Consider the following 22,243-nt stretch of genomic DNA (forward strand, 5'->3'; position numbering starts at 1 on the left):
CTTACTGCTGCGAACCTTGCTGTAGCGAGTTCAGGTGCTCATGCAAAATACGGCGAATTTCTACAATGGCCTCGGGTTTTTCCTGCACGCTGTGCCACGAGTTAACCACGAGTTCGGAGGCCGCACCCTCCAGTTTTGCGCTGGCATAGGGCACCACGCCATCGCTGCTGGCTTCCAGTATCACGCCCGGTGTGTCGTTGCCCATAATCGAGTGGTAGCTTACCTTGTCTGAAATTGGCAGCTTTGATGATTCCCGAACAAAGGGGTCTTGATCGCTGAGGTTTTTAATGCTGTTGATCGATCCAACCAAAGGCTCGTCAGACGCCTCATCCGGGTTCACCAACAGCTGACCAATTTCAGTGACTCGGCTTAGTACGGTGGCAGGCAAGCGAATAAGCCCTGATACAAAGCGTGCAAAACGATTTTCTGCGTAAGGTGTTCCGCGATGGGGTGCTGCAATGAATATGGCGCGTGTGGGTTGCGGCATTGCCTTGAAAATCACGTAAGGCTCAATTTTCTGGCGCAGCTTTTTTTCGCGTTGCGCTGAAATGTTGTAGCGGTCCAGCACAGATTCCCACAACTGATCACCCGAGTTCGACACCATCAGCCGCGCCAACACGCCACCCATGCTGTGACCAATCAGGACCATGTCTTTAGAGGCCCTGCGGTTACCCTGAGGGTCAAAGTTTCTCAGTGTTGCATTCACTGCTTCGCGAATTTCGCGGTTGTTGAAAGGTAGTGGCAAATTGGTGGGGTAATACACTTGCCAAATTTGATAATTCTGGCGAAGTTGCTCATCACCCAATACTTCGTTGGCCACATTCACCCAAGCTTCCGGGCTGCTGGCCAGGCCGTGCAGCATCAGAATCACGCGCCGATTTGGGTCGAAAGGCTGCATCAAGTAAATGCGGGGTTTGTCCAGCGTTTCGCTGCGGCCAATCAATGACAACAAACTTTCTTGCGCAAAACCCGAGCGTGCAAGCCACAGCCCGTAGCCAGACGTGAAATTTGCAGCCAAGGGCACGCGTATGCCGCGAACATCCACACTTGAATTCCGGTGAGGGTCAAAGCCTTGCAGCTCCACGCGCCGACCTTCCAAAACCGACTCAATGCTGTTGCCGGGAAAGCGCAGCATCACGGTAATGGATGGGAACGGTGTTTCGCTCCAGGGTTTGTTTTCATCTTCCTGCTTTACCACGCTGTCGGCAAACACGGCCACCAGCTCTGCGCCCAAACCATCACGGCGATACTGGTTACGCAAACCCTTGAAGGTGAGCGATGATGCAGCAACCAGCTCATTGGGCAATTGGCCTTTGTGGCTCAGGCTGATGCCAGCTGTGCTGCCACTGACCTGCCATGGGTCGAACTGAAGCAGATAGGTTTTATCTTCTGAAACTGATTTTTCAAGTTGGTCGCGGTAGCGATTGAACAAACCCACCACGGCCTGTTGAGTTGAAAAATTGTAGTAGTCACGAACCTGTGCTTGCCGGTCTTCCAATGCACGCAGATCAGGGGTGCGGCTGGTGAAAAACAAATAGGCATAAGCATGCTTGGCGCTTTCAAGGTAAGCCGACAGCGTGGCGGCTTTCAGTGCGTCGTTGGCGGGCTCCAGTTTCTGGGCTTCTTCATTTTGCAGGGCCTCCTGCAGCCAGAGTTCGGAAATGGTGGACAGGCGTTGTTCATCGCTTAAGCCAATGGAGGCAATCAGCACTTTTCTGCATTCGGAAATATTGGTGTTGCAGCGCGCCTCATCGGTACCCACCACTTGCAAGGCAGTTCGCGCCGATGCGCTGAGCTTGCCGGTAGTGAGTACATCGCCCCTGCGGGCTGACAGATAATCTTCCGAGCTGACCGAGCCCACGCTGACCATGGCGCAGCCCGACACCGACAGTGCGAGCAGAGTGGCAATGGCCAGGCGAGGGAAGTTGAACATGTGCTGCAATGGGTTTGGTTGAAGACCTTGATTCTACGCGTGGTTTGGTAAAGTTTGGTCGCGCCCCTGCGACGATATGTCGCAGCCTGTTTGGCCAGCGCTGCCGGATAATTCGTGCTTGTTTGGGCCAGCGTGAATTCCACCATGAAAATCAGCGTATTGAAACTGCACCGCGCCTTGGCTTTGTTCGGCTTTGCTGCCATGTTGCTTTGGGGTGCGTCGGGTTTGTTGCACCCATGGCTGACAACCTTTGGCGTGCAACAGGCTGTATTTGCACCACCCCAGCGTGCATTGAATTTAAACCAGGCATTGCCGTTTCAGCAGCTATTAAAGCAGACCGGGATTGAGCAGGCACAGTCGGTGCGATTGGCGGTGGGGGAGTCGGCCAACCTGTTGCAGGTGACTGAGTCGCAATTTGCGCCAAGACGCTATTTCGATTTGAACACCGGCCTGGAATTGCCCGATCACGATCCGGTTTATGCAGCTTTTTTGGCTCGACATTATTTGAATGCACCTTACGCTGAAATTGCCAAGGTGGAGCGCATTGACACTTTCTCAAATGACTATCCGTCGGTGAATCGGTTGTTGCCTGTGTACCGGGTGCAATTTGATCGCCCCGATGGGCTGAATGCCTATGTGTACACAGAAACTGCTTCTTTGGCAGCGGTGTCGGACAACACAAAACACCGTGTTCAAACTGCATTTCAATGGCTTCATACCTGGAGCTGGATGCCCAAAGCAGCTGAAACTCCGCGCGTGTTGTTGATCGCGATGCTGGTGGGTGTGCTGTTCACGATGGCCTGTAGTGGTTTGGCCATGTTGGTGCTGATCCGCCGAAAGGTACGTACAGCGGGGGCGAAAGGTTGGCACCGCATAGCGGGTTATGCGCTGGTGGTACCCGTGTTGATGTTTTCTTTCAGCGGTGTGTACCACGTGGTGCAGCATGGTTGGCCTGAGGAGCAATCGAAGCTGGCCATGCGCCCGGCCATTCAACTGCAAAATCTGGACTTTGCGATTCATTCCAGTTGGGCCGAAATTACTCGTGATCTACAGGTGACAGGTTTGTCGCTTGTTGCAAACCAGAATGGCGAGTTGTTGTATCGCCTTGCTTTGCCAAATCCAAAAAACGGTTTGCCCGACAATGCACAGGCCATTCGCACCGCGCGCTTTGACGGTGTTCAGCCAACAGGGCCCGCTGTTTATCTGAATGCAAAAACAGGAATATTGTGGCAGGACGGTGACCGTGAAATGGCCCATCAACTTGCACAGCTACACACAGGCCTTCCACGCGAGGCTGTTCAGCAGGTCAGCTTGGTGACTCGCTTTGGCGGCGATTACGACTTTCGCAACAAGCGCTTGCCTGTGTGGAAATTTGAGTATGGCGCACCGCTGAATGCCAGTGTGTTTGTGGATACGGCCACTGGCGTGCTGGCCGACATCACTTTGAATTCAGCAAAACCCGAGATATGGAGTTTCAGCATGCTTCACAAATGGAGCTTCTTGGGTGGGTTGGGGCGCAACGTTCAAAACATTGTGATGTGCGTGGTGGTTGTGCTGGCCATGGTGATGATGGCCGGGTTTGGACTGCGGAGTCGGCGTAGTGTGGCTCGTTGACCTGCGGAGCCTCCCGGCGGATTCACTTACTCAGGCGCATACCCTCTATCTTACGCCGCCGCATCCAATCCTTACCACTTCACCTCAACACCCGCATACACGCTTCTGCCTTCACCCGGCGCAAATTGTGCTGAATCCGCACCATTCGCATTCACAATCACACCCGTGGTGGCGGCATACACCTTGTCGGTCAAATTGCGGGCATCCACAAACACGCGCAGTGTGTCGCTGAATTTGTACGATGCATTCAAACCAAGCAACAGGTAAGGATCGGTCGACAAGGTGTTGGCCAAATCCACAAAGTAGCCTTGCGGCACGTATTCAATGTTGGGTGACAGGGTCCAGCCCAAAGTGTTGGCGTAGTCCAGTTTGGCCCGCACATAATGTTCCGGGATGCCGGGAATCGCGGCGTTGCCGTATACGCGGTCATTGTCAAAACGGAAGCGGCCAAAGGTGTAAGCCAGTTGCCAGTTCAAGGTATCGCCAGTTTGTATCCAGTCGCGTGCAAAAGGCCCGGCGAGACCAATTTCTACCCCTTGGTGCACTGTATCGTCTGCATTCAGAATGGCACTCAAGCCCGGCACAAGTGGGTTGAGTTGGTAGCTCACAAACTCATTGCTCAACTGGCTGTAGTAAGCGCTGATGTCCCAGCGAACTTCACGGGCAACACCGCGAGTTCCCACTTCAAAAGTGCTTGATTCCTGCGCCTCAAGCGCGCGCGTTGGGCTGGTTTCAGAAAACGTGGGTGGCTCGAATGTATGGCTGAAATTGCCGTATACCTGCACTGTATCTGTGGCTTGCCACAGCAGGCCGGTTTTTGGGCTGAACTGTGCATAGCGGCGTTGGTAACTGCCGTCGCCATCGCTTAAAAACTGATCGTCTGCCGTGCGTTTGGCGTGGGTCCATTGCAGGCCATTGATCCATTGCAAAGTATCAGTCAGGTGCAATCGGCTTTCGCCGTACAGTTCCATGTTGTGGGCTTTCTGGTCCTCGTAGCTTCGAAGGCTGATTCGATCGCCGCGCACATGGTTGAATATTCGTGCCTCGGTAACGCCGTGCACCAAGTTGTAACCCAAGGTGGTGTCGTGTCGCAAACCCCACAATTCGCCTTGCGCAATCCGGTTGCCAAACGTACCCACATCTCGGGTTTGCTGGTCAATCAAACCAAAACTCAGTGGGTGGTACAGGTTTTTGTCCACCGCATACACGCCGGCGTTGTACTCCACACCTGCCGGCGAAATCCAGGTGGTTTTGTTGGCAATCCGGGTAATTAAAAAGTCGCGTTGTGAATTCGTGTTGGCCGAGGCAGCATTGGCCTGTGTGGGGTCGGTTTGTAACTGCGCTTTGCTCAGGTTACCCGGTAACTCCTGGTTCATGTCGCCGTGAATCACATAGAAACGGGTTTCCAGTTGGGGTGAAATTTTCAAGCCTGCATTGGCATTCAATCGCGTGTTTTTTTGCCCGCTGAATTGCCGAAATCCGTCAGACCTCAATTGCGAAAGCGACGCAAAATAATCCCAATCGCCCAGCACATCGCCAGTTTTGAATTGCGCGCGCGCAAATTCATGGCTGCCGGTATCCAGGCGCAACTGGCTGTTGGGTGTGGTGTAGCCTGTGGGCGTTACAAAATTGATTGCTCCGCCCAAACTGGCTGCACCGTACTGCAAGGCGTTCGCTCCTTTGTACACCTCAACGTGTTGCAGGGCCAGTGGGTCAATGTCCTGAAAATCAGAGCCACCATCGGCGAGGTTGATCGGTATGCCATCTTGAAGCAGGCGAATGCCGCGCATGTGAAAGGTGCGCGACAAGCCCGAGCCCCGAATGCTGAGCCGTGCTTCTTCATTCACTCGGCTTTGGGCAAACACGCCGGGCGTAAAGTCCAGCATGTCTTTGATGGTCACAGCCTTGCCTGCTTCAAAGTTTTCAGCCTCGACCACGGCGGTGCCGCCAGCGGTCTGGTTCAGTTTTTCTTTGGCCACTTGTACGCTGGCTGCACTCAGTGCCTCGCGTTGGGCCTGAACTTCCACGCCATTCAGCGTGGGGTTTGCAAAAACCGGTTGTGCCAGTGGTGCAAAAGCCAACAGCAGGCACGTTGACAGGGTGGTCAGTTTGAAAGAAGCATGAGCGCGCATCGCATAGTCCGGGCAAGATCAACCAGCACGCTTTATACGCCACCGCCCGCACTGCGAGAATGCGGCATATTGTCGCAGCCGGGCTGCAAGCTCAACAATTTCGAGGCAATGAAGCAAGAAGCCACTTAGAATGTGAGCATGAAAACAAGCCCGTTTCCCGACCACCGTCCCTTCATGCACCTTTGGACTGAAGGCTTGATGGACCAAAGCGATATGTCCGTTCGCCGCCAGCAAATGGTGACAGTGATGTGGATGCGTGCGCTTGCACTGGCCGCCCAGTTTTTGTTGTTGGCAGTGGTCGGCCTGCTGCTGAAGGTCAGCCTGCCCTGGCCAGTGTTGACTGTCATTCTGGGTGCCTTGGTTTTACTCAATGGCATTACTTTCATTCGCCTGCGGCAGGGGCATTCGGTGGGCAGCTTTGAAGTGGCGGCCCAATTGTTCGCCGATCTGGCAGCCTTCAGTTTCGTGCTTTATTTCACGGGGGGCGTGACCAATCCGTTTGTGTCGCTTTACTTGCCACTGCTGGGCTTGGCTGCGGCCTTGCTGCCCTGGGCGCAAGTGGCCGTTCTTGCCTTGTTCAGTGTAGTGGCCTACACGGTGTTGATGGGGAATTACATTCCTTTGGTGCTGGCCAATCCCGACGATGGCGTGCACTTTCACCTGGTGGGCATGTGGCTGAATTTCCTGGTCAGTGTGTTGATTCTGGTGGGTTTTGTGGCGCGGTTGAGTTCATCGATTCGCAATCGCGATCAAGCCCTGGGGCGCGCGCAGCAAAGGCTGGCCAGTGAGTCCCGTTTGGCGGCGCTGGGCAATCAGGCTGCTTCCATTGCACACCAGTTGGGTACGCCAGTGTCTACAATTGCCACCATTGTTTCAGACTGGAAGAACGACCCTGCCATGCATGCGCAGGCGCGGGAAATGAACATTCTCAGTGCACAGGTTCAATCCATCACCGACACCCTGGGGCAACTTCGGGATCAAATTGAAGTCAACCCGCGTCACAATGCTGATGCGCAAATGATCAAGCCAAGCGAATGGCTTCAGGCCACCTTGGGCATTTGGCGAACACGCAACCCGCAACATGAAGTGCGATTAATGCCCAGCATTGCCTCCATTGCAGGCGAGTTTAAAGTGCGCAAGGAGTTGCTGGAATTGGGCTTGATTACCTTGCTCGACAACGCGGCACAAAGCCAGCAACGCGCATCGGTCAGTGAGCCGCTTCAGGTGGGCATGCAATGCGATGAAGTCAGTATGACTTTGTTTGTGAACGACGCGGGACAGGGTATTGATACGGATTTATTGCCCAAGATAGGACAGCAATTGTTTCAGGCCAACGGTCAGGGCATGGGTCTGTTTCTTCTGGCCAATTTGTTGGAGCGCGAGGGCGGCAAGCTGGGGCTGCGGAATTTGAACCCTGGTGTTTGCGCCAGCTTAAGCTTGCCAGTGTTGCAGCAATGACGCGTTCAATTCTGATTGTGGACGACGATGAAGCGTTTGCCAGCACCTTGGCCTTGTCGTTTGAGCGCAAGGGATTCAAGGCCAGTGTGGCGCTGAACAAAGAGCAGGCCATGCTGGCAGCAGGGCAACAGCAATTCACAGACATGACGCTTGATTTGAATTTGGGCGAACAATCGGGCTTGCAGCTGATCACACAGCTTCGCGGTTTGCAGCCGAATGCGAATATTTTGATATTGACTGGCTATGCCAGCATTGCAACGACTGTTCAGGCAATCAAGCTAGGGGCGGACAATTACCTGGCCAAGCCCGCAGACAGTGCTGCCGTGTTGCGTGCTTTGGACGACGATGCAGGCGCTGACATTTCCCGAGATGATGACCCATCCGACTTTCAACCGATGTCGGTTTCTCGTTTGGAATGGGAGCACATTCAGCGGGTGCTCAATGAACACGATGGCAATGTGTCGGCCACGGCGCGTGCGCTGAACATGCACCGGCGAACTTTGCAGCGCAAGCTGGCGAAGCGGCCTGTGGGGCGCTAGATTACCTGTCGCAAGGGGGTATGCACCTGAGTGTGTCAAGCGAAATGGTGATGACGACTTAAAACCTCACATTAATCCCCGCCACCACCTGCCGCTGCCTGCCCGGTTGAATGCCGTTGGTACGCGCTGCAATGTATTGCTTGTCGGTCAAGTTCTCTGCATTCAGAAAATAGCTGACATTGCTTCCTGCTGGCTTAAAGCTCACAGAGGCATTCAGCAAAGTGACCGCTTCAATTTCTCCGAACAGGCCGCAGAACAGGTCATTGGCCGGGTCTTCCCCGTTGGGGCAAAAGCCCAGCGGCTCGGTTCCGCCAAAGTTTTCGGTGTTGGCAAACTGCTTGCTGACATGCGTTGCACCAACCCGGGCATTCCATTGTTCAGTCTCATACGACAAATTCAAAGCCAAGGTGTGCTTCGGCGCGTAGGGCAAGCGGTTGCCTGCCTGATATGTACCGTATCCATCCTCGCCTTCACCGCCCACCACGCCCGAGTTCTTGAACTCCGCTGTGAACAGATTGGTGTAGGCCATACCGACAAAAAATGGATTGGCTTTCGCGTTGAACAATTCGCCCAGGTTCAAGCGCCCGGCCAACTCGAATCCGGTGTGTTGCGCTTTGCCTTCGTTTCGGAAGAAGCCGCCTGAATTGACAACAATGTCTTCAATGTCCAGATTGAAGAATGTTGCTTCATAAGATCCGGCACGTACATTGCCTCGAATACCCAGTTCAGCCACCGTGGCCAGTTCGGGGGTTACGCGCTGAAGCATGTCGTTCTCAATGTCGCGGTCTGGGCGTGGCGGTGAAAAACCGCGATGTACGCCACCAAATACGGTGGAATTGTTCAGCCCGTTCCAGGTGAAACCAATGCCTGGCAAGGTTTCGGTTTCCTTGGTGTTCAGCATGTCCACTTGTTGAAAGTTGGCTGTGCCAGCCACACCAGAAAACAACACTTTGGTTTGATCAATCTGCTCTACACGCACGCCAGGTGTGAGTGTCCAGTTGCCCATCAGGAATGTGTTTTGTGCAAAAAATGCAGTGGCCTCAACATCGGCCAGCAGGCGCTCATCCGCCTCGGGTGTGGTGTCGGCAAAGTTGTCGAATTCAAATTTTTTCCGGTCAATGTCTTCGGTGTGGTAACGCATCCCGATGATGGTTTCACTGGGTACACCAAAAGCAGAATGGGTGAATTCAAGCTTCGGCTCAATCCCGAACACATCGTATTGGCGGGGTCGTGTTGCAAATTCGGTTTCCAGTTCACCCAGGCCAATCGTGGCTGGGTTCATCGGGTCAAAAGCCGATTCGAATTCTCGCGAGCGCAAAGAAGTTCTGTCCGTTTTGGTGTGGTAGACCTGCGTGGTCAGGCGCGCACGTTCGTCCAACTGCCAGCCATGAATCAATTGAATGGTATCGCGGTCCATGACATAGCGCTCACCTTCGGTACCGGGCACTGAGTAGGGGTCGCGCAAATACTCTTGCGCAGTAAGCCCGGTTTCGCTGAACAGCGAATCCTCTTCAAACCGGGTGTACTTCGCCGTCAGGGTGTGCGCACTGTTGATATTCAACTGGCCTTTAATGGTCACATCTTGTACATCAAACTCATGTTGTGCGCGAATGCCATCACCTTGGCGCTTGAGCAAATCAATCATGATGCCGCCGCGTTCTGAACCCGTGCCCAGGTTCAAATGTGTACCGCGATAGCCCTCGTTGCCCAGTGACAATTTCGCTGAGCCTTCAAAGCCCTCTCTCGGCACGGGTTTCGTCACGAAGTTGATCATGCCGCCCAGCGTTTGCGGACCATACAGAATTTGCCCCGATCCTTTCAGCACTTCCACGCGCTCCAGTCGTTCCAGCGGTGTGGAGTAATGCGCCGAGGGGTCGCCATAGGGCGCAAAAAATACAGTGGGCGCACCGTCTTCCAGCAGCAGTGTTCGGGAACTGCGTCGTGGGTTCAGCCCGCGCAACCCAATATTCAAGTGAGTGCCCGCAGCGTCTTCTGACACCACATGTAAACCAGGTACCTCGCGCACCAGTTCTAGAATGGAAAAGGGCTCGCGCTTGTCCAGGTCTTCCCTTGTCAGCACATTTGACGAACCGGGCAAGTTCTCAATGTTGGAAGGCAAAATGCTGTTGCCCGACACCTCGACTCCTGGCAATGCGTTGCTTTGCGCCAAGGCAAAACCGCCATGTCCCATCATGATCAGCACAGCACTGGTGATGGTTGTTCTTTTGAATCTGTTCATGTCCTTCCTCTCAGAATTTTTTTATGTTCTAAGGTCAGTGTAGAAATCGGGCGCAGACTTCTCTAGGGAACTTTTCCCGAAAATATGCGTAATACGGGGAACTTTAACGGCGTGATAGGCTCCTTCTATGGGACCGCTCGATTAACCTTTACAACAATAGACACCGACATGACAGCAACCACCATCCAATGGATTGCCGCCTTTCTCTTTGCCGGCGCGCTTATTCACACTTTTTCTGCCAGCTACTTTGAACGCCTGGCCCATCACAGCAAGCACCACAGCGGGCTATTTCACCTGCTGGGTGAAGTAGAGGCCGTGTTTGGTATTTGGGCCCTGTTTTTGGTCATTGCCATGGCTTTCTCAGTCAACCTCGACTCCGCAGTGGAGTATGTCGATACCCGCCACTACACCGAGCCTTTGTTTGTGTTTGTGATCATGGTGGTGGCGGCCAGCCGCCCTGTACTGGATGCCTCCCGTTTGTTGGTAGAGGGGTTGGCCCGATTGATGCCCGTGAACAAGGGCGTGGCATTCACATGGCTTGGTCTCTTCATGGTGCCTATCTTAGGCAGTTTCATCACTGAGCCCGCCGCCATGACTTTGGCTGCATTGCTGCTGCGTGACGTACTCTTTTCAAAAGCTGTCCCCAACTTCATCCGCTACTGGGGCTTGGGCGTACTGTTCGTCAATATCTCCATTGGTGGTGTGCTCACCTCGTTTGCGGCACCGCCCGTGTTGATGGTCGCTGGCACCTGGGGTTGGGACACGCCCTTCATGATGGCCACGTTTGGCTGGAAAGCGATCATTGGCGTGTTCATCAATGCCACCGTGTTCATCTTCTTTGCTGCCAAGCATCTGGGTGCAGAAGTCAAAACACCGGAAGCCTTGGGTGAAGATGGTCAACCTTTGGCGCCCGTGCCCTGGTGGGCCATGGTGATCCACCTCGCGTTTCTGGGTGCGGTCGTGTATTTCGCACACCACCCCGCCGTATTCATGGGTGTTTTCCTGTTCTTCCTGGGTTTCACTGCGGCTTACAACACCTTCCAGTCGCGCCTGCTGTTGAAAGAAGGTTTGCTGGTCGCATTCTTCCTGGCCGGTTTGGTGGTGTTGGGTGGTATGCAACAGTGGTGGCTGCAGCCCGCGGTCAGCGACCTGGACGACGGTGTGCTGTTCATGGCCGCTATGGCACTTACGGCGATTACCGACAATGCGGCTTTGACGTACCTTGGTTCTCTGATTGAAGGCACCTCCGAGAGTTTCCGCTATGCCTTGGTGGCTGGTGCGGTGGCGGGCGGTGGCCTTACCGTGATTGCCAACGCGCCCAATCCAGCGGGTTTGTCATTGCTCAAGCGCCAGTTCCCCGATGAAGCCGTATCGGCCGGTGGTTTGCTTGCCGGGGCCTTGGGCCCCACAGCGGTAGCAGCACTTTGCTTCTGGTATTTGTAGATCATTCAAGGTCCAATAAAAAAAGCCCCTGTGCGCAATACACAGGGGCTTTTTTATTGCGCTAATTGCTTATCGACTGAACGGGCTGATGCCGATCAAGTGAACATGCAGCCAGGCCGCAAAAACCAGCCAGGCCAGTACACCCACCACCACGGTCATCAAGGTGCCCACCATGGTGGGGCCGTCACCTGCAAAACCCATGGGAATGGCGCGCCGGCGTGCCGTTTTGAACAGCAACACGGCCCAAACCAAAAATGATCCAAACAAAATAATATCGGCCAGGGTGCCATTAGCGATCAAATGCGCCAGTGCCCACACCTTCACTGACAAGGTCATGGGGTGCTGTAACTTCGCCTTGATGTGATTGGTGGGCACATAACAGGCCGCCAGCATAATGAAAGAAACCAGCATGAGCAGTGCCGCGATGTGGCGCATTGCCGCTGGCGGGTTCCAAACAAAAACAGGGTCAAGCCTGGCCTGGCCGTAGCCGTATACAATCAGCACCAAGCCTATGATTGATACTGCTGTGTAAATGCCCCGGTACTTGCCTTTACCGAGTCTCGCAATCATGCCCGACCGGCGTTGGTCGTCTGGAATTCGAGTCGCATGCATGCCTAAAAAAAGCGCCAACCCGGCGACCAAGATCAACAAGCCCATTCAGTTCTCCTTTTTGTAGTGAACCGATTATGTCACAGGCTTACGCTGCGCGCCGTACTGCCGGTTTGGGTGCGAAGGTACCCAGCGATTCGGGCTTGGGCAACAGACGTTCAAGCCACTTTGGTATTTGTTTCAAACCCAATACATTGTCCTCACGCACCCCGCCCTCGGTAAACACGCGGGTGCCCATGAGGTAATCAAACCACGGCCGCGTGACGCACCAATTCGCACCAGGGTTGTTGCCCATGTGGTGGTCGAAGTGCCAAGGCACGCGTTGTTCGCCCCAGGCGGGGTTCATGTGACTTTTCTTGTGAACCCGGTAGTAATTCAGACTGCTGTACCAAAGTGTGCCGACAAAAAATGGCGCTACCGGAAACAAAGGGGCTACAGCCACCGCACTGGCAATCAAGGCCCAAGCCTCTTTGCCCTGCGCGTGCATCCCCAAGGGAAAGCGCTCGTAGTTCGGGTCGTAGTAGCCATGCTCACGCACCTCCTTGTGGTGCTCATGAAAATGAAAAGCCCAAAATGTACCGCGCTTCTTGCCCATGCCGTGCAGCACATACTTGTGTATGCCCCATTCCACAGCATTGGCGGTTAACAGCCCCAAAGGAATTCCCAACATGTGCGTCTCCGTTTTATTGTGCAATCAGGCGTGGCCAAGAGCGGCGTTTAATGCACGGCTGCCAAGTTCCACGTGTTGTCTCGCCAGTACTTCGCAGCGCCGCTGTTCCCCGGCCTCAATGGCCTGTGCAAGCTGAGCCAGCGTGTTTACATCGCGAAATTCGTCTTGCATCACCAGGGTCAGAGTGTGCCAGGCGGCCAGGTAGGTTTGATTCATGGAATTGAAAGCCAGCTTGAATACCACATTGCCGCTGCCTTGCACCACCAAAGCCCAAAAATCAAAGGCCAGTTGCTGCAGCCTTGGCAGTTCGCTGGTGGTTTGCATTTCGGCAATCACGGGTTTCAGTGTGTCGGCCAGTGTTTTGCCGCCGTGCTGCGCAGCTTGCCCGGCCACCACAGGCGCCAAAGCCTTGCGCAGGGCCACAATGCCACGGGCCACTTCCAGGTTGATCTGGCCTTGGGTATTTACCATCAGGCCGGGCAGCAGTTCCAGGCCACCCTCGGCTTCAAAGTTCTCAACCTGGGTGGCACCACCATGGCGTACCCGAACCAGTCGGGCCTGTTGCAAACGCTTGATTGCCTCGCGAACGGCACCCCTGTTCACCCCCAGGGTTTCAGAGAGCTCGCGCTCCGAGGGCAATTCGGCCCCAACTGGTAATACCTTTTTAAGAATCCGATCACGAAGTTGGGTGTAAACCTGCTCAGAGATCGAAATTTTTTGAATATTTTCCATGGTTTGCAGAACTGGAGGGCAAGGATTGTTTAACTGGTAAACTGATCATACCAGTTAAGAATTGCCAAAAGCAATTCAAACTACCCAACTGTTCAAGCGGGTTGGCAAGCCATCAGCAAAGGGCAAAGTGTCGTTTCAATAAAGTGCAGTTTTGGGTGACTGTTGCGGGTAATCAATGCGATTTGTCGGCTTGGTGCCGGGGCGGCCAGTGCAATCTGTTTGACTTCCGTGTTGTTCAGCAAACCCGCTTGTATGGCCATGTCGGGTAACAAGGCACAGCCCAGCCCCGAATTAACCAGTTGAACCATGGTGCTCAAACTGCTGGCCTCAATGAGGTTGTCGTCGTGGCTGCTCCCATCCCGCTGTTTGGCGCTGCATGCCGATACAGTGTGGTCGCGCAGGCAATGTCCTTTTTCAAGCAGCAGCAATCGGCGCGTGTCCACGTCGCGCAGGCGTACACCGGCGGTTTTGCAAAGGGGGTCGTTTCGGTGGGCCACCAGGCGCAAGGGTTCTTCAAATAGCGGAAAAGCTTTCAGTTTGCCCAAGTCGATCGGCAGGGCAATCAGCGCGGCATCCAGGTCGCCCTGTTCCAGTTCCTGCAACAGGGCTGCGGTTTGGCTTTCGCGCACGCGAAGCGCCAACTGTGGCAAGTCAGCGTTGGTTTTGCGTAAAATTGAACCGAGTAAAAAGGGCGCAATCGTGGGTATCACCCCCAGGCGAAATTCTCCACTGGCTGAGTCTGCGGCCATTTGAGCCCGTACCATCAGGTCACGGCTGGCCGACAAAATACTTTGTGCACGCTGCGCCACCTCAATACCGACTGGTGTTAACGCTACGCGCTGGCGGTCTCGCTCCACCAGTTGCACGCCAAGTGTGCGTTCCAGTTCTGCAATGCCACCTGACAACGTCGACTGCGTAACAAAGCACAACTCGGCCGCTCGGGTAAAGTTCAGTGTTTCAGCCACAGCCAGCAAATAGCTGAGCTGCTTCAATGACAGGGCGCTGGCTTGTGTATTCAGTGTACTCATTCCTTGGTTATCGACATTTCCGCTTGCTTTCATTGTAGCCATTTGTCGTACACTTAACCCATCCAAATCACCGCAGTGCTTTTGTGAACAGCCGCATCAATCCAGCCCAGTTGGCCCGAACAGCGAACGCCACGTTTCTTCGTGAGGCCTTGTCGCGCACGCGCGAACGCACCTTGGGTTTGCTTGAGGATTATGTAGCCGCCCTTGGTTCAGACTGCAAGGTGCCACGACGCCCTGAATTGAACCCGCCGCTTTGGGAGTTGTGCCATGTGGCCTGGTTTCAAGACTGGTGGCTGGCCCGAAATCCCGACTGGGCCTTGGGTGTGAAATGCAATCCCGATGCCCCAAAGCTGGAGTCCCGCTTGTTCAATGCCGATGCGCGCCTGAATTCAAGCACCATTGCGCACGACACCCGCTGGGAAATTGGTTTGCCTGACTTGCAAGGCACCCGCAATTATCTGGCTGCCTCGCTTTGCGACACCTTGAAGTTGCTGGAGCAGGCCGACGCCCTGTGCGCTGCCGACCCAGGTAAAGCAGACCAGTACCTGTATTTTTTCCGCCTGTGTGTGTTGCATGAACAAATGCACAACGAAGCCGCGGTTTTCATGGCCAAGTTACTGAACATCCCATTGCGCCCCCACAATGCGTGCCGACCTGGCGTGCAGGAATGTGGCGAATCAGTTCAGCTTCGCCTGCCGGCTACACAGTGGACCCTGGGTTGGCAGGGCGAGGGTTTTGCATTCGACAATGAGGTACCCGCCTGTGTGGTTCAGTTGCAGGCATTCGCCATCGATTCCCGCCCAGTCAGCTGGGCGCAATATCTTGAATTTGTTCAGGCCAGCAATCACCCCATACCTGCCTTCGTTGCATTTGAAAACGGTGGCTGGATTAATCTGGGCTATGGTCAGCAAACGCCGCTTAATCTGAATGCGCCGGCCGAGAATATCAGTTGGCTCGATGCCCAGGCTTACTGCCAGTGGGCGGGTCGCCGTTTGCCCACCGAGGCTGAATGGGAGTACGCCGCACACACACAACCCGCAATGCAGTGGGGTCAGGTGTGGGAATGGACTGCCAATACTTTTCTGCCCTTCGACGGGTTCAAAATGCACCCTTACGTCGATTACTCCAAACCCTGGTTTCATGACCGAAAGGTACTGAAGGGCGCCAGTTGGGCCACTTCGGCTGAAATGGTCCATCCCAAATACCGAAACTACTTTCAACCGGACCGGCAAGACGTGTTGTCCGGATTCAGGACCTGCGCTGTTAATCGGTAAAACCGATTAACATCAAAGAAATTATCCATTAGACGAATAATTGAATCTTGGGCAAACTCAAGGTGTATTCAAGCCTTTGAAACACAGGAGCCCGCCATGAGTTTTCATCAAATGACCAAAATTGTGGGTCTGAACATTGCTGACCGGCAGGAGTTAAACGCCATTCGTGCCTTTCGCGCGGTACGTGGCGTGGTGGGCATTCTGATTGCAGCCTTGGGCATGTACCTCATCATCACGCAAGGCGCGCCTGCTGTTTGGGCCGCAGTTCAGTACATTGTGGCCAGCCCTACAAAGTTGCAGGCAGTTGAATTCTCCGCCATTGCGGGTGCGGCCACTGGCCTGGGTGGCATGGCGTTGCTGGTCATGAAGAAAATTGATGACAAAGGCCTGGGTTTGTTTATTGCGATCGCTGGCGGCATGATGGCGGCCGCTGCCGTCATGTCCCTGTTCATTCCCGCCATTCAAACCGAAGGTGCCTTCATGGTAGTGCTGGTGGCTACCGCAGCGGGCTACGGTGTGATGACGGTGCTTGATCAAACCCTGCCGCATGAACACCCCGTGGCGGGTTCAGAAATGGCGGGCTCACAACGATTGCGCATGGCTTTGCTGATGACCATTGCTATTGCCTTGCACAACGTGCCGGAGGGATTTGCAGTGGGTGCCAGTGCTGGCAACTTGAATGGCGCATCGGGCACGGCATTCTCAATTGGTTTGCAAAACATTCCTGAAGGTTTGATTGTGGCCACTGCCTTGTGGAGTATTGGCGTGCACAAGGCACTTGCCGCCCTGGCCGCTTTGGCCACTGGTTTGGTCGAGCCTGTAGGGGCTGGTTTGGGCGTGATCACTGCCGACTCCTGGGCCATGGGTACACCCGCATCCATGGCGTTCGCCGCCGGTGCAATGGCCTTTGTGGTGTGCAATGAAATGATTCCGGAGAGCATCAAAATGACTGGAAAACTGAAAACAATCTACACGGCCGGTGTATCCACCGTGCTTACAGCCATTGCTTTGGGCTGGATGGGAGCGTAAACCCGCAAGATGTCATGTAAGCAGGTAATAATGGGCGTTCCTTGCTCAGGATTGCTTTCACCATGCGTGTGCTTTTTGTCGTGTCACTTTTTTCCATCCTTGCGGCATGCTCATCCAGCAGCCTGCCGCCCGCCGGGCTGATTGCCTACAGCTGCGTGGCTGGTGAGGCACTGCACTTAATGGCTTTTGATCCGCACCCCACGCGCCGCGCTTGGGCGACCCTGGGTGGCAGTGGCCAAAAGGGCGAGACGCCGGCACAAACTGCCATTCGCGAATTCACTGAAGAATCCAATTGTGCATACCGCAGTGCTGAGCTGGATGTCAGCCAAATGAAAGGCCCTTCGATTTCACCCGGCGTGCCGTTTCACCTGTATACCGCACAGATTCCTTTCAAGTCAGTCGATGAGATCGCCCAAACACGCCAGTGCGTAGACATCGAACGCAGTCAGTGGGTTTGGGTGCGGCATCTTGATTTGGTGCGTGCCATTAATCAGCACACTGAAGCCGCGCAAGATCCACTCACGGTGCCCACCATTCAAGGTCAGCCTGCACAAGTGCCCTTGTGGAGCCGGGGCGTTGAGTCGCTGAAAAAAGCCTTGCAAGACGGCGTGTTGCCCGAGACCATCAACTGCAGCGCCACGCAGCTTTCTTGAAATAAACGACGCCTTATTCGGCAAAGGCAAAGCTTTGCATCGACAAGGCTTTGTAGCGAACATCCTCGGGTAGCACATGCACTTTGAAGTGCTTGGTTGCTGCACCCATTGCGAAGGGCAGGGGCAGGTAATGGTCATCGTCCGGATGGGCCCGTGCAAAGTGCGGTGCTTCGAACACCGCGCGCGCAATCGCCTTGCTGTCTCCTGCCTGCAAACGTTCCTGAATCCAGGCATTGAACTCGCGTACGTAAGGCAGGTTTTCCGCCAGCGAAGTATCGCCTGTTTTGGCAGCACGCATGTCCATGTCATCGAAGTTGTGTGTCAGGCTGCCACTGCCCATCACCACAGCGTTGTTTTTGCGGGCAAATTCACCGACCAATGCACCAACTGTCAATGCAGTATCTCCAGTCCAGTCCACAGGCATGCTGAGTTGCAGCATGGGTGGGCCATCATTTGGAAACAGGTGAATGTAAGGCACCCAGGCCCCGTGATCAAAACCTTGCTGCGGGCGCAGTGCTGTTGCAAAGCGCTGTTCGCCCAAGTGCGCAGCCAACTGCGAAGCCAGTTCAGGTGCCCCGCAAATTTCCGGCTTCAGCGCGTACAGCTGCTTGGGAAAACCATAAAAATCGTGAACAATCACAGGGGCTTCGTGGCTGGTCACCGCCAGTTGAGCGCTGCGCCAATGCGGACTCAGCACAATCAGTGCGCGCGTACCTTGGGCAATCAGGCGTTGCCCCAGGGTTTCCAGGGCCTGACCGGGCAAGCCGGGCTCCAGTGCAAAGGTGGGCGCGCCGTGGCTGACAAAAATTGAATGAATGGTTTGGCTCATGGTCGAAAGGCGTTTGTCATCGTGTTGACCTAGATTAACGCGACTATCTTTCCAGATCGAGGTAACTTTTTTGTACGACTCGCCGAAACTAACTGTACAAGTTGCCCAGACCATGCATTATTGGCAACACACTGCGTAGAAAAACCAAGGAATTGAAATGAAAAAAATTGTTCTGCTGCTCATCGTTGCAGCTGTTGTGGCGGTGTTTGCCTTCGATCTTCACAGTTTGCTCACACTCGACAGCCTGAAAAGCCGTCTGGAGCAGTTTCGTGAATTCCAGACCGAATCGCCTTGGCTGGTTGCTGGTGTGTTCTTTGCAGCCTATGTCGTCGTTACCGCCTTTTCAATTCCAGGTGCTGCAGTAATGACCTTGGCCGCTGGCGCCTTGTTTGGCTTGCTGCAAGGTTTGATTTTGGTGTCGTTTGCCTCCACCATTGGTGCCACGCTCGCCTTCATTGGTGCGCGTTACCTGCTGCGCGATTCTGTGCAAGCCAAATTCGGCAACCGTTTAAAGGCGATCAATGAAGGCGTCGAAAAAGAGGGCGCTTTTTACCTGTTCACACTGCGCCTGGTGCCAGTGTTTCCGTTTTTTCTGATCAACTTGCTCATGGGTTTGACCAGCATGAAGGCCTTCACCTTCTTCTGGGTCAGCCAGCTTGGCATGTTTGCAGGCACCGTGGTGTACGTGAACGCGGGCACCGAACTTGCAAAAATTGACAGCCTGGCCGGCATACTTTCGCCAGGTCTCATTCTTTCATTCGTGTTATTGGGAATTTTCCCGCTGATCGCGAAAAAGGTGACCGACAAAATCAAGGCCCGCAAGGTGTACGCCCAATGGACCAAGCCAGTCAAGTTTGATCGCAATATGGTGGTCATTGGTGCTGGTGCTGCCGGCTTGGTGAGTTCCTACATTGCAGCCGCTGTGAAGGCCAAAGTGACGCTGGTAGAGGCGCACAAAATGGGTGGCGATTGCCTGAACTTTGGTTGTGTGCCTTCCAAGGCCATTATCAAAAGTGCAAAGCTGGCCCACCAAATGCGCCATGCCGACAAGTATGGTTTGCATGCAGCCACACCCAGCTTCAGCTTCAAGGCGGTGATGGCCCGAGTGCATGACATCATCAAAGCCATTGAGCCGCACGACAGTGTAGAACGCTATACCGGCCTGGGTGTAGATGTCATTCAGGGCTATGCAACCATTGTTGATCCCTGGACTGTTGAAATCAAACACAACAGCGGCGAAACCAGCCGCCTGACCACACGCAGCATTGTGATTGCCGCTGGCGCGCAGCCCGTGGTGCCGCCTTTGCCCGGTATTGAAACCAGTGGTTACCTGACCAGCGACACTTTGTGGGACGAATTCGCCAAACGCGATGACTTGCCCAAACGTTTGGTGGTGTTGGGCGGTGGCCCCATTGGCAGCGAATTGGCGCAGGCCTTCGCACGTTTGGGCTCGCAAGTGACCCAGGTTGAACTGGGCGATCGAATCATGGTGCGCGAAGATCCGGAAATATCTGCCATGGCCATGAACAGCATGCGTGCCGATGGGGTGAATATTTTGACCCAGCACAAAGCAGTTCGATTCGAGCGCAGAGGCGAGCAAAAAGTATTGGTCACCGAGCACCAAGGCAACACGGTTGAAATTGAGTTTGATGATGTGATTTGTGCCGTGGGCCGCAAAGCACGCCTGACCGGCTATGGCCTTGAAAAACTGGGCATTGAAACCAATCGAACGGTGGTCACCAACGAATACCTTGAAACCCTGTACCCGAATATTTTTGCAGCAGGCGATGTGGCGGGCCCCTATCAATTTACGCACGTGGCCGCGCACCAAGCCTGGTACGCCTCTGTGAACGCCTTGTTTGGTCATCTTAAAAAATTCAAAGCCGATTATTCGGTCATTCCATGGACCACTTTCACCGATCCTGAAGTGGCCCGTGTGGGTTTGAATGAACAGGATGCGAAAGAACAAGGCATTGCCTACGAAGTAACCCGTTACGGCATCGACGACCTCGACCGTGCAATCGCCGACAGCGAAGCCCATGGTGTGGTGAAGGTGTTGACTGTGCCTGGCAAAGACAAAATTCTGGGTGTGACCATCGCCGGTGTGCACGCAGGCGATTTGCTGGCCGAGTTTGTTTTGGCCATGAAACACGGTTTGGGTTTGAACAAAATTCTGGGCACCATTCACACTTATCCCACATTGGCCGAGGCCAACAAGTACGCTGCGGGCGAGTGGAAACGGGCGCATGCACCTGAGAAGGTGCTGCTGTGGTTGGGCAAGTACCATGCGTGGCGGTTGGGCTGAGCAGCTGGTTTATTTAGCCGACTCGGCGGTTTTAAGCCAACTCGGCAGTGGGATTGCTTGGGGCGCACTTCAAGAAAACCGCCCCGTTTGAGTTGATTCGCAGCGATCGGCTTCATGCCGACACCGAGACTCGGCCCGCACTTTTGCCGAGCTCGGTGAGCAAGAATCCATTCAAAAAGGGATCACGCGGTTTTCTGTGCGGAACAAGTAACCCGTGCCGAGTTGGCCAGAAACCGCAACGGTGACCCTTCAAGTTCAGTTCCCAATAAACCAGTTCAGTGCGACACAAGTAACCCGCGCAAAGGTCACTCGCGAAGATCGCCCCAAGCTCCTCGCGGTACAATAAACCTCCAATGCAGCACCCAAGGAGAATTCAATGAGCACACCCAACGCACCTTATGATCTCGTCGTCATCGGCGGTGGTTCAGGCGGAGTCGCCAGCGCCCGCCGCGCGGCCAGCTATGGCGCTAAAGTCGCACTCATCGAATCCAGTCGCCTCGGTGGCACCTGTGTTATTCGCGGTTGTGTGCCCAAAAAACTCATGATGTATGCCGCACAGTTTGGTCAAACCCTGCGTGAAGGTTTGCAGCCTGGCTGGCAGGTCACGCAAGCCGAGTTTTCAATGGCGCAATGGCAAGCGGCCAAAGGCAAGGAAATCGACCGGCTTGAAGGCATTTACGCCCGCATGCTGGAAAACAGTGGGGTTGAAACCATTCGTGGCCATGGCGTCATCAAGTCCACCACAGAAGTTCACGTGGGTGAGCGGGTATTGAACACCCAGCGAATTTTGATTGCCAGTGGCGCAGCGCCCAATCGCAGCGCATTTCCCGGGCTCGAACTTGCTGCCACTTCCAATGAACTGCTCGATCTTTCTACGCTGCCAAAACGAGTCGGCGTGATCGGCGCAGGTTACATCGCACTCGAGTTTGCCTGTATTTTGCGTGGTCTCGGTTCTGAGGTGTCGGTGTTTTATCGCGGCGATTTGCCCTTGCGCGGGTTTGATGAAGGCATTCGAAATCGCTTGGTCACGGCCATGCAACTGCAAGGCATTCAATTGTTTCCCGACACAGATTTCAAATCGCTCAGCCAGCAAGGCGCCACGTTTGATTTGCAAACCGCAGCCGCAAATCATGCATTTGACTTTGTATTGAATGCCACTGGTCGCAGTCCCAACACGCAAGGTTTGGGACTTGAAAACATTGGCCTTCGAACAGGTCCTGCGGGTGAAATTGAAGTGAACAAGTACAGCCACACAGGAATCAAAGGCGTGTATGCGGTGGGCGATGTCACCAACCGCGTAAACCTCACACCCGTGGCCATTGCTGAAGGACGTGCCCTCGCGGAAAACGAATTCAATGGAAAAGACCTCACTGTTGACCACACCAGCGTCCCCACAGCCACCTTTACTTCGCCACCCATCGGAAGTGTTGGACTGACCGAGGAACAGGCGGCCAAGCGTGCGCCCACCCGTGTCTATGAAACCGAATTCACACCCATGAAAACCAAGTTCTCGGGCGGTGAGCAGAAAACCTACATGAAGCTGCTGGTGGACGACGCGAGCGACCGTGTGGTTGGCATTCACATGCTGGGCGAAGACTCGCCCGAGATGATTCAACTGCTGGGTGTGTTGTACACCATGGGCGCAAGCAAAGCCGATTTCGATCGCACCATTGCCGTTCACCCCAGTTCGGCCGAGGAGTGGGTGTTGTTGCGTGAATTGAGTCGCAAAGTCGGATAGACATCACTCGCTCACTAC

At 54.5% G+C, this 22,243-nt stretch carries 17 protein-coding genes; 9 read left to right on the forward strand and 8 right to left on the reverse strand.

Features of this window, described 5'->3' with window-relative positions:
- Nucleotide 1: 1 nt before the first annotated feature.
- Nucleotides 2–1,933, reverse strand: coding sequence for a triacylglycerol lipase (locus LMED105_RS01225; RefSeq protein ID WP_008247389.1), 1,932 nt, complete (start codon nucleotides 1,931–1,933; stop codon nucleotides 2–4).
- A 144-nt stretch (nucleotides 1,934–2,077) separates the two neighbouring features.
- Here LMED105_RS01225 and LMED105_RS01230 point away from each other — a divergent pair, with 144 nt between their 5' ends.
- Nucleotides 2,078–3,547 carry a hypothetical protein gene (locus LMED105_RS01230; RefSeq protein WP_156799469.1) on the forward strand — a complete coding sequence of 490 codons (1,470 nt, stop codon included), beginning with the start codon at nucleotides 2,078–2,080 and terminating at the stop codon, nucleotides 3,545–3,547.
- Between the two features lie 71 nt (nucleotides 3,548–3,618).
- Here LMED105_RS01230 and LMED105_RS01235 read toward each other — a convergent pair whose 3' ends face one another.
- Nucleotides 3,619–5,679, reverse strand: a complete 2,061-nt coding sequence (locus LMED105_RS01235; RefSeq protein WP_008247391.1) for a TonB-dependent receptor — start codon at nucleotides 5,677–5,679, stop codon at nucleotides 3,619–3,621.
- 138 nt (nucleotides 5,680–5,817) lie between these two features.
- On the opposite strand from LMED105_RS01235, the gene LMED105_RS01240 reads away from it, so the two are divergent.
- Together LMED105_RS01240 and LMED105_RS01245 are read left to right on the forward strand one after the other, a co-directional pair.
- Nucleotides 5,818–7,137, forward strand: coding sequence for an ATP-binding protein (locus LMED105_RS01240; protein ID WP_008247392.1), 1,320 nt, complete (start codon nucleotides 5,818–5,820; stop codon nucleotides 7,135–7,137).
- Nucleotides 7,134–7,676 carry a response regulator transcription factor gene (locus LMED105_RS01245; RefSeq protein WP_008247393.1) on the forward strand — a complete coding sequence of 181 codons (543 nt, stop codon included), beginning with the start codon at nucleotides 7,134–7,136 and terminating at the stop codon, nucleotides 7,674–7,676. The genes LMED105_RS01240 and LMED105_RS01245 overlap by 4 nt, the downstream gene beginning before the upstream one ends.
- Nucleotides 7,677–7,734: 58 nt before the next feature.
- On the opposite strand, the gene LMED105_RS01250 is transcribed toward LMED105_RS01245, so the two are convergent.
- Nucleotides 7,735–9,915: a TonB-dependent receptor domain-containing protein gene (locus LMED105_RS01250; RefSeq protein ID WP_008247394.1), complete on the reverse strand. Its 2,181-nt coding sequence runs from the start codon at nucleotides 9,913–9,915 to the stop codon at nucleotides 7,735–7,737.
- A 168-nt stretch (nucleotides 9,916–10,083) separates the two neighbouring features.
- On the opposite strand from LMED105_RS01250, the gene LMED105_RS01255 reads away from it, so the two are divergent.
- The gene (locus tag LMED105_RS01255) at nucleotides 10,084–11,358 is read left to right on the forward strand and encodes a putative Na+/H+ antiporter (RefSeq protein WP_008247395.1); all 1,275 of its coding nucleotides are present in this window, start codon (nucleotides 10,084–10,086) and stop codon (nucleotides 11,356–11,358) included.
- 69 nt (nucleotides 11,359–11,427) lie between these two features.
- Here the strand turns inward: LMED105_RS01255 and LMED105_RS01260 are convergent, their stop codons facing one another.
- The 4 genes from LMED105_RS01260 to LMED105_RS01275 all read right to left on the reverse strand — a co-directional run bounded on the left by LMED105_RS01260 (nucleotide 11,428) and on the right by LMED105_RS01275 (nucleotide 14,397).
- Entirely contained in the window at nucleotides 11,428–12,015 is a 588-nt protein-coding gene (locus LMED105_RS01260) for an NnrU family protein (protein ID WP_008247396.1), read from the reverse strand.
- A 40-nt stretch (nucleotides 12,016–12,055) separates the two neighbouring features.
- Nucleotides 12,056–12,637, reverse strand: a complete 582-nt coding sequence (locus LMED105_RS01265) for a hypothetical protein (protein WP_008247397.1) — start codon at nucleotides 12,635–12,637, stop codon at nucleotides 12,056–12,058.
- A gap of 24 nt (nucleotides 12,638–12,661) precedes the next feature.
- Complete coding sequence (locus LMED105_RS01270; RefSeq protein WP_008247398.1) at nucleotides 12,662–13,369, reverse strand: FadR/GntR family transcriptional regulator; 708 nt, start codon at nucleotides 13,367–13,369, stop codon at nucleotides 12,662–12,664.
- A 92-nt stretch (nucleotides 13,370–13,461) separates the two neighbouring features.
- Nucleotides 13,462–14,397, reverse strand: a complete 936-nt coding sequence (locus LMED105_RS01275; RefSeq protein WP_040512034.1) for a hydrogen peroxide-inducible genes activator — start codon at nucleotides 14,395–14,397, stop codon at nucleotides 13,462–13,464.
- Between the two features lie 83 nt (nucleotides 14,398–14,480).
- On the opposite strand from LMED105_RS01275, the gene senA reads away from it, so the two are divergent.
- The 3 genes from senA (at nucleotide 14,481) to LMED105_RS01290 (ending at nucleotide 17,353) form a co-directional block, all read left to right on the forward strand.
- Entirely contained in the window at nucleotides 14,481–15,671 is a 1,191-nt protein-coding gene (senA, locus tag LMED105_RS01280; RefSeq protein ID WP_008247400.1) for a selenoneine synthase SenA, read from the forward strand.
- A 96-nt stretch (nucleotides 15,672–15,767) separates the two neighbouring features.
- Complete coding sequence (locus tag LMED105_RS15990; protein WP_008247401.1) at nucleotides 15,768–16,700, forward strand: ZIP family metal transporter; 933 nt, start codon at nucleotides 15,768–15,770, stop codon at nucleotides 16,698–16,700.
- Nucleotides 16,701–16,762: 62 nt separating this feature from the next.
- Entirely contained in the window at nucleotides 16,763–17,353 is a 591-nt protein-coding gene (locus LMED105_RS01290) for an NUDIX domain-containing protein (protein ID WP_008247404.1), read from the forward strand.
- 13 nt (nucleotides 17,354–17,366) lie between these two features.
- Here the strand turns inward: LMED105_RS01290 and LMED105_RS01295 are convergent, their stop codons facing one another.
- Complete coding sequence (locus LMED105_RS01295) at nucleotides 17,367–18,182, reverse strand: class III extradiol ring-cleavage dioxygenase (RefSeq protein WP_008247406.1); 816 nt, start codon at nucleotides 18,180–18,182, stop codon at nucleotides 17,367–17,369.
- 157 nt (nucleotides 18,183–18,339) lie between these two features.
- On the opposite strand from LMED105_RS01295, the gene LMED105_RS01300 reads away from it, so the two are divergent.
- Nucleotides 18,340–20,487, forward strand: a complete 2,148-nt coding sequence (locus LMED105_RS01300) for an FAD-dependent oxidoreductase (RefSeq protein WP_008247409.1) — start codon at nucleotides 18,340–18,342, stop codon at nucleotides 20,485–20,487.
- Between the two features lie 376 nt (nucleotides 20,488–20,863).
- Complete coding sequence (gorA, locus tag LMED105_RS01305) at nucleotides 20,864–22,225, forward strand: glutathione-disulfide reductase (RefSeq protein WP_008247411.1); 1,362 nt, start codon at nucleotides 20,864–20,866, stop codon at nucleotides 22,223–22,225.
- Nucleotides 22,226–22,243 lie beyond the last annotated feature (18 nt).

Source organism: Limnobacter sp. MED105 (assembly GCF_000170915.1).
Lineage (GTDB): Bacteria > Pseudomonadota > Gammaproteobacteria > Burkholderiales > Burkholderiaceae_B > Limnobacter.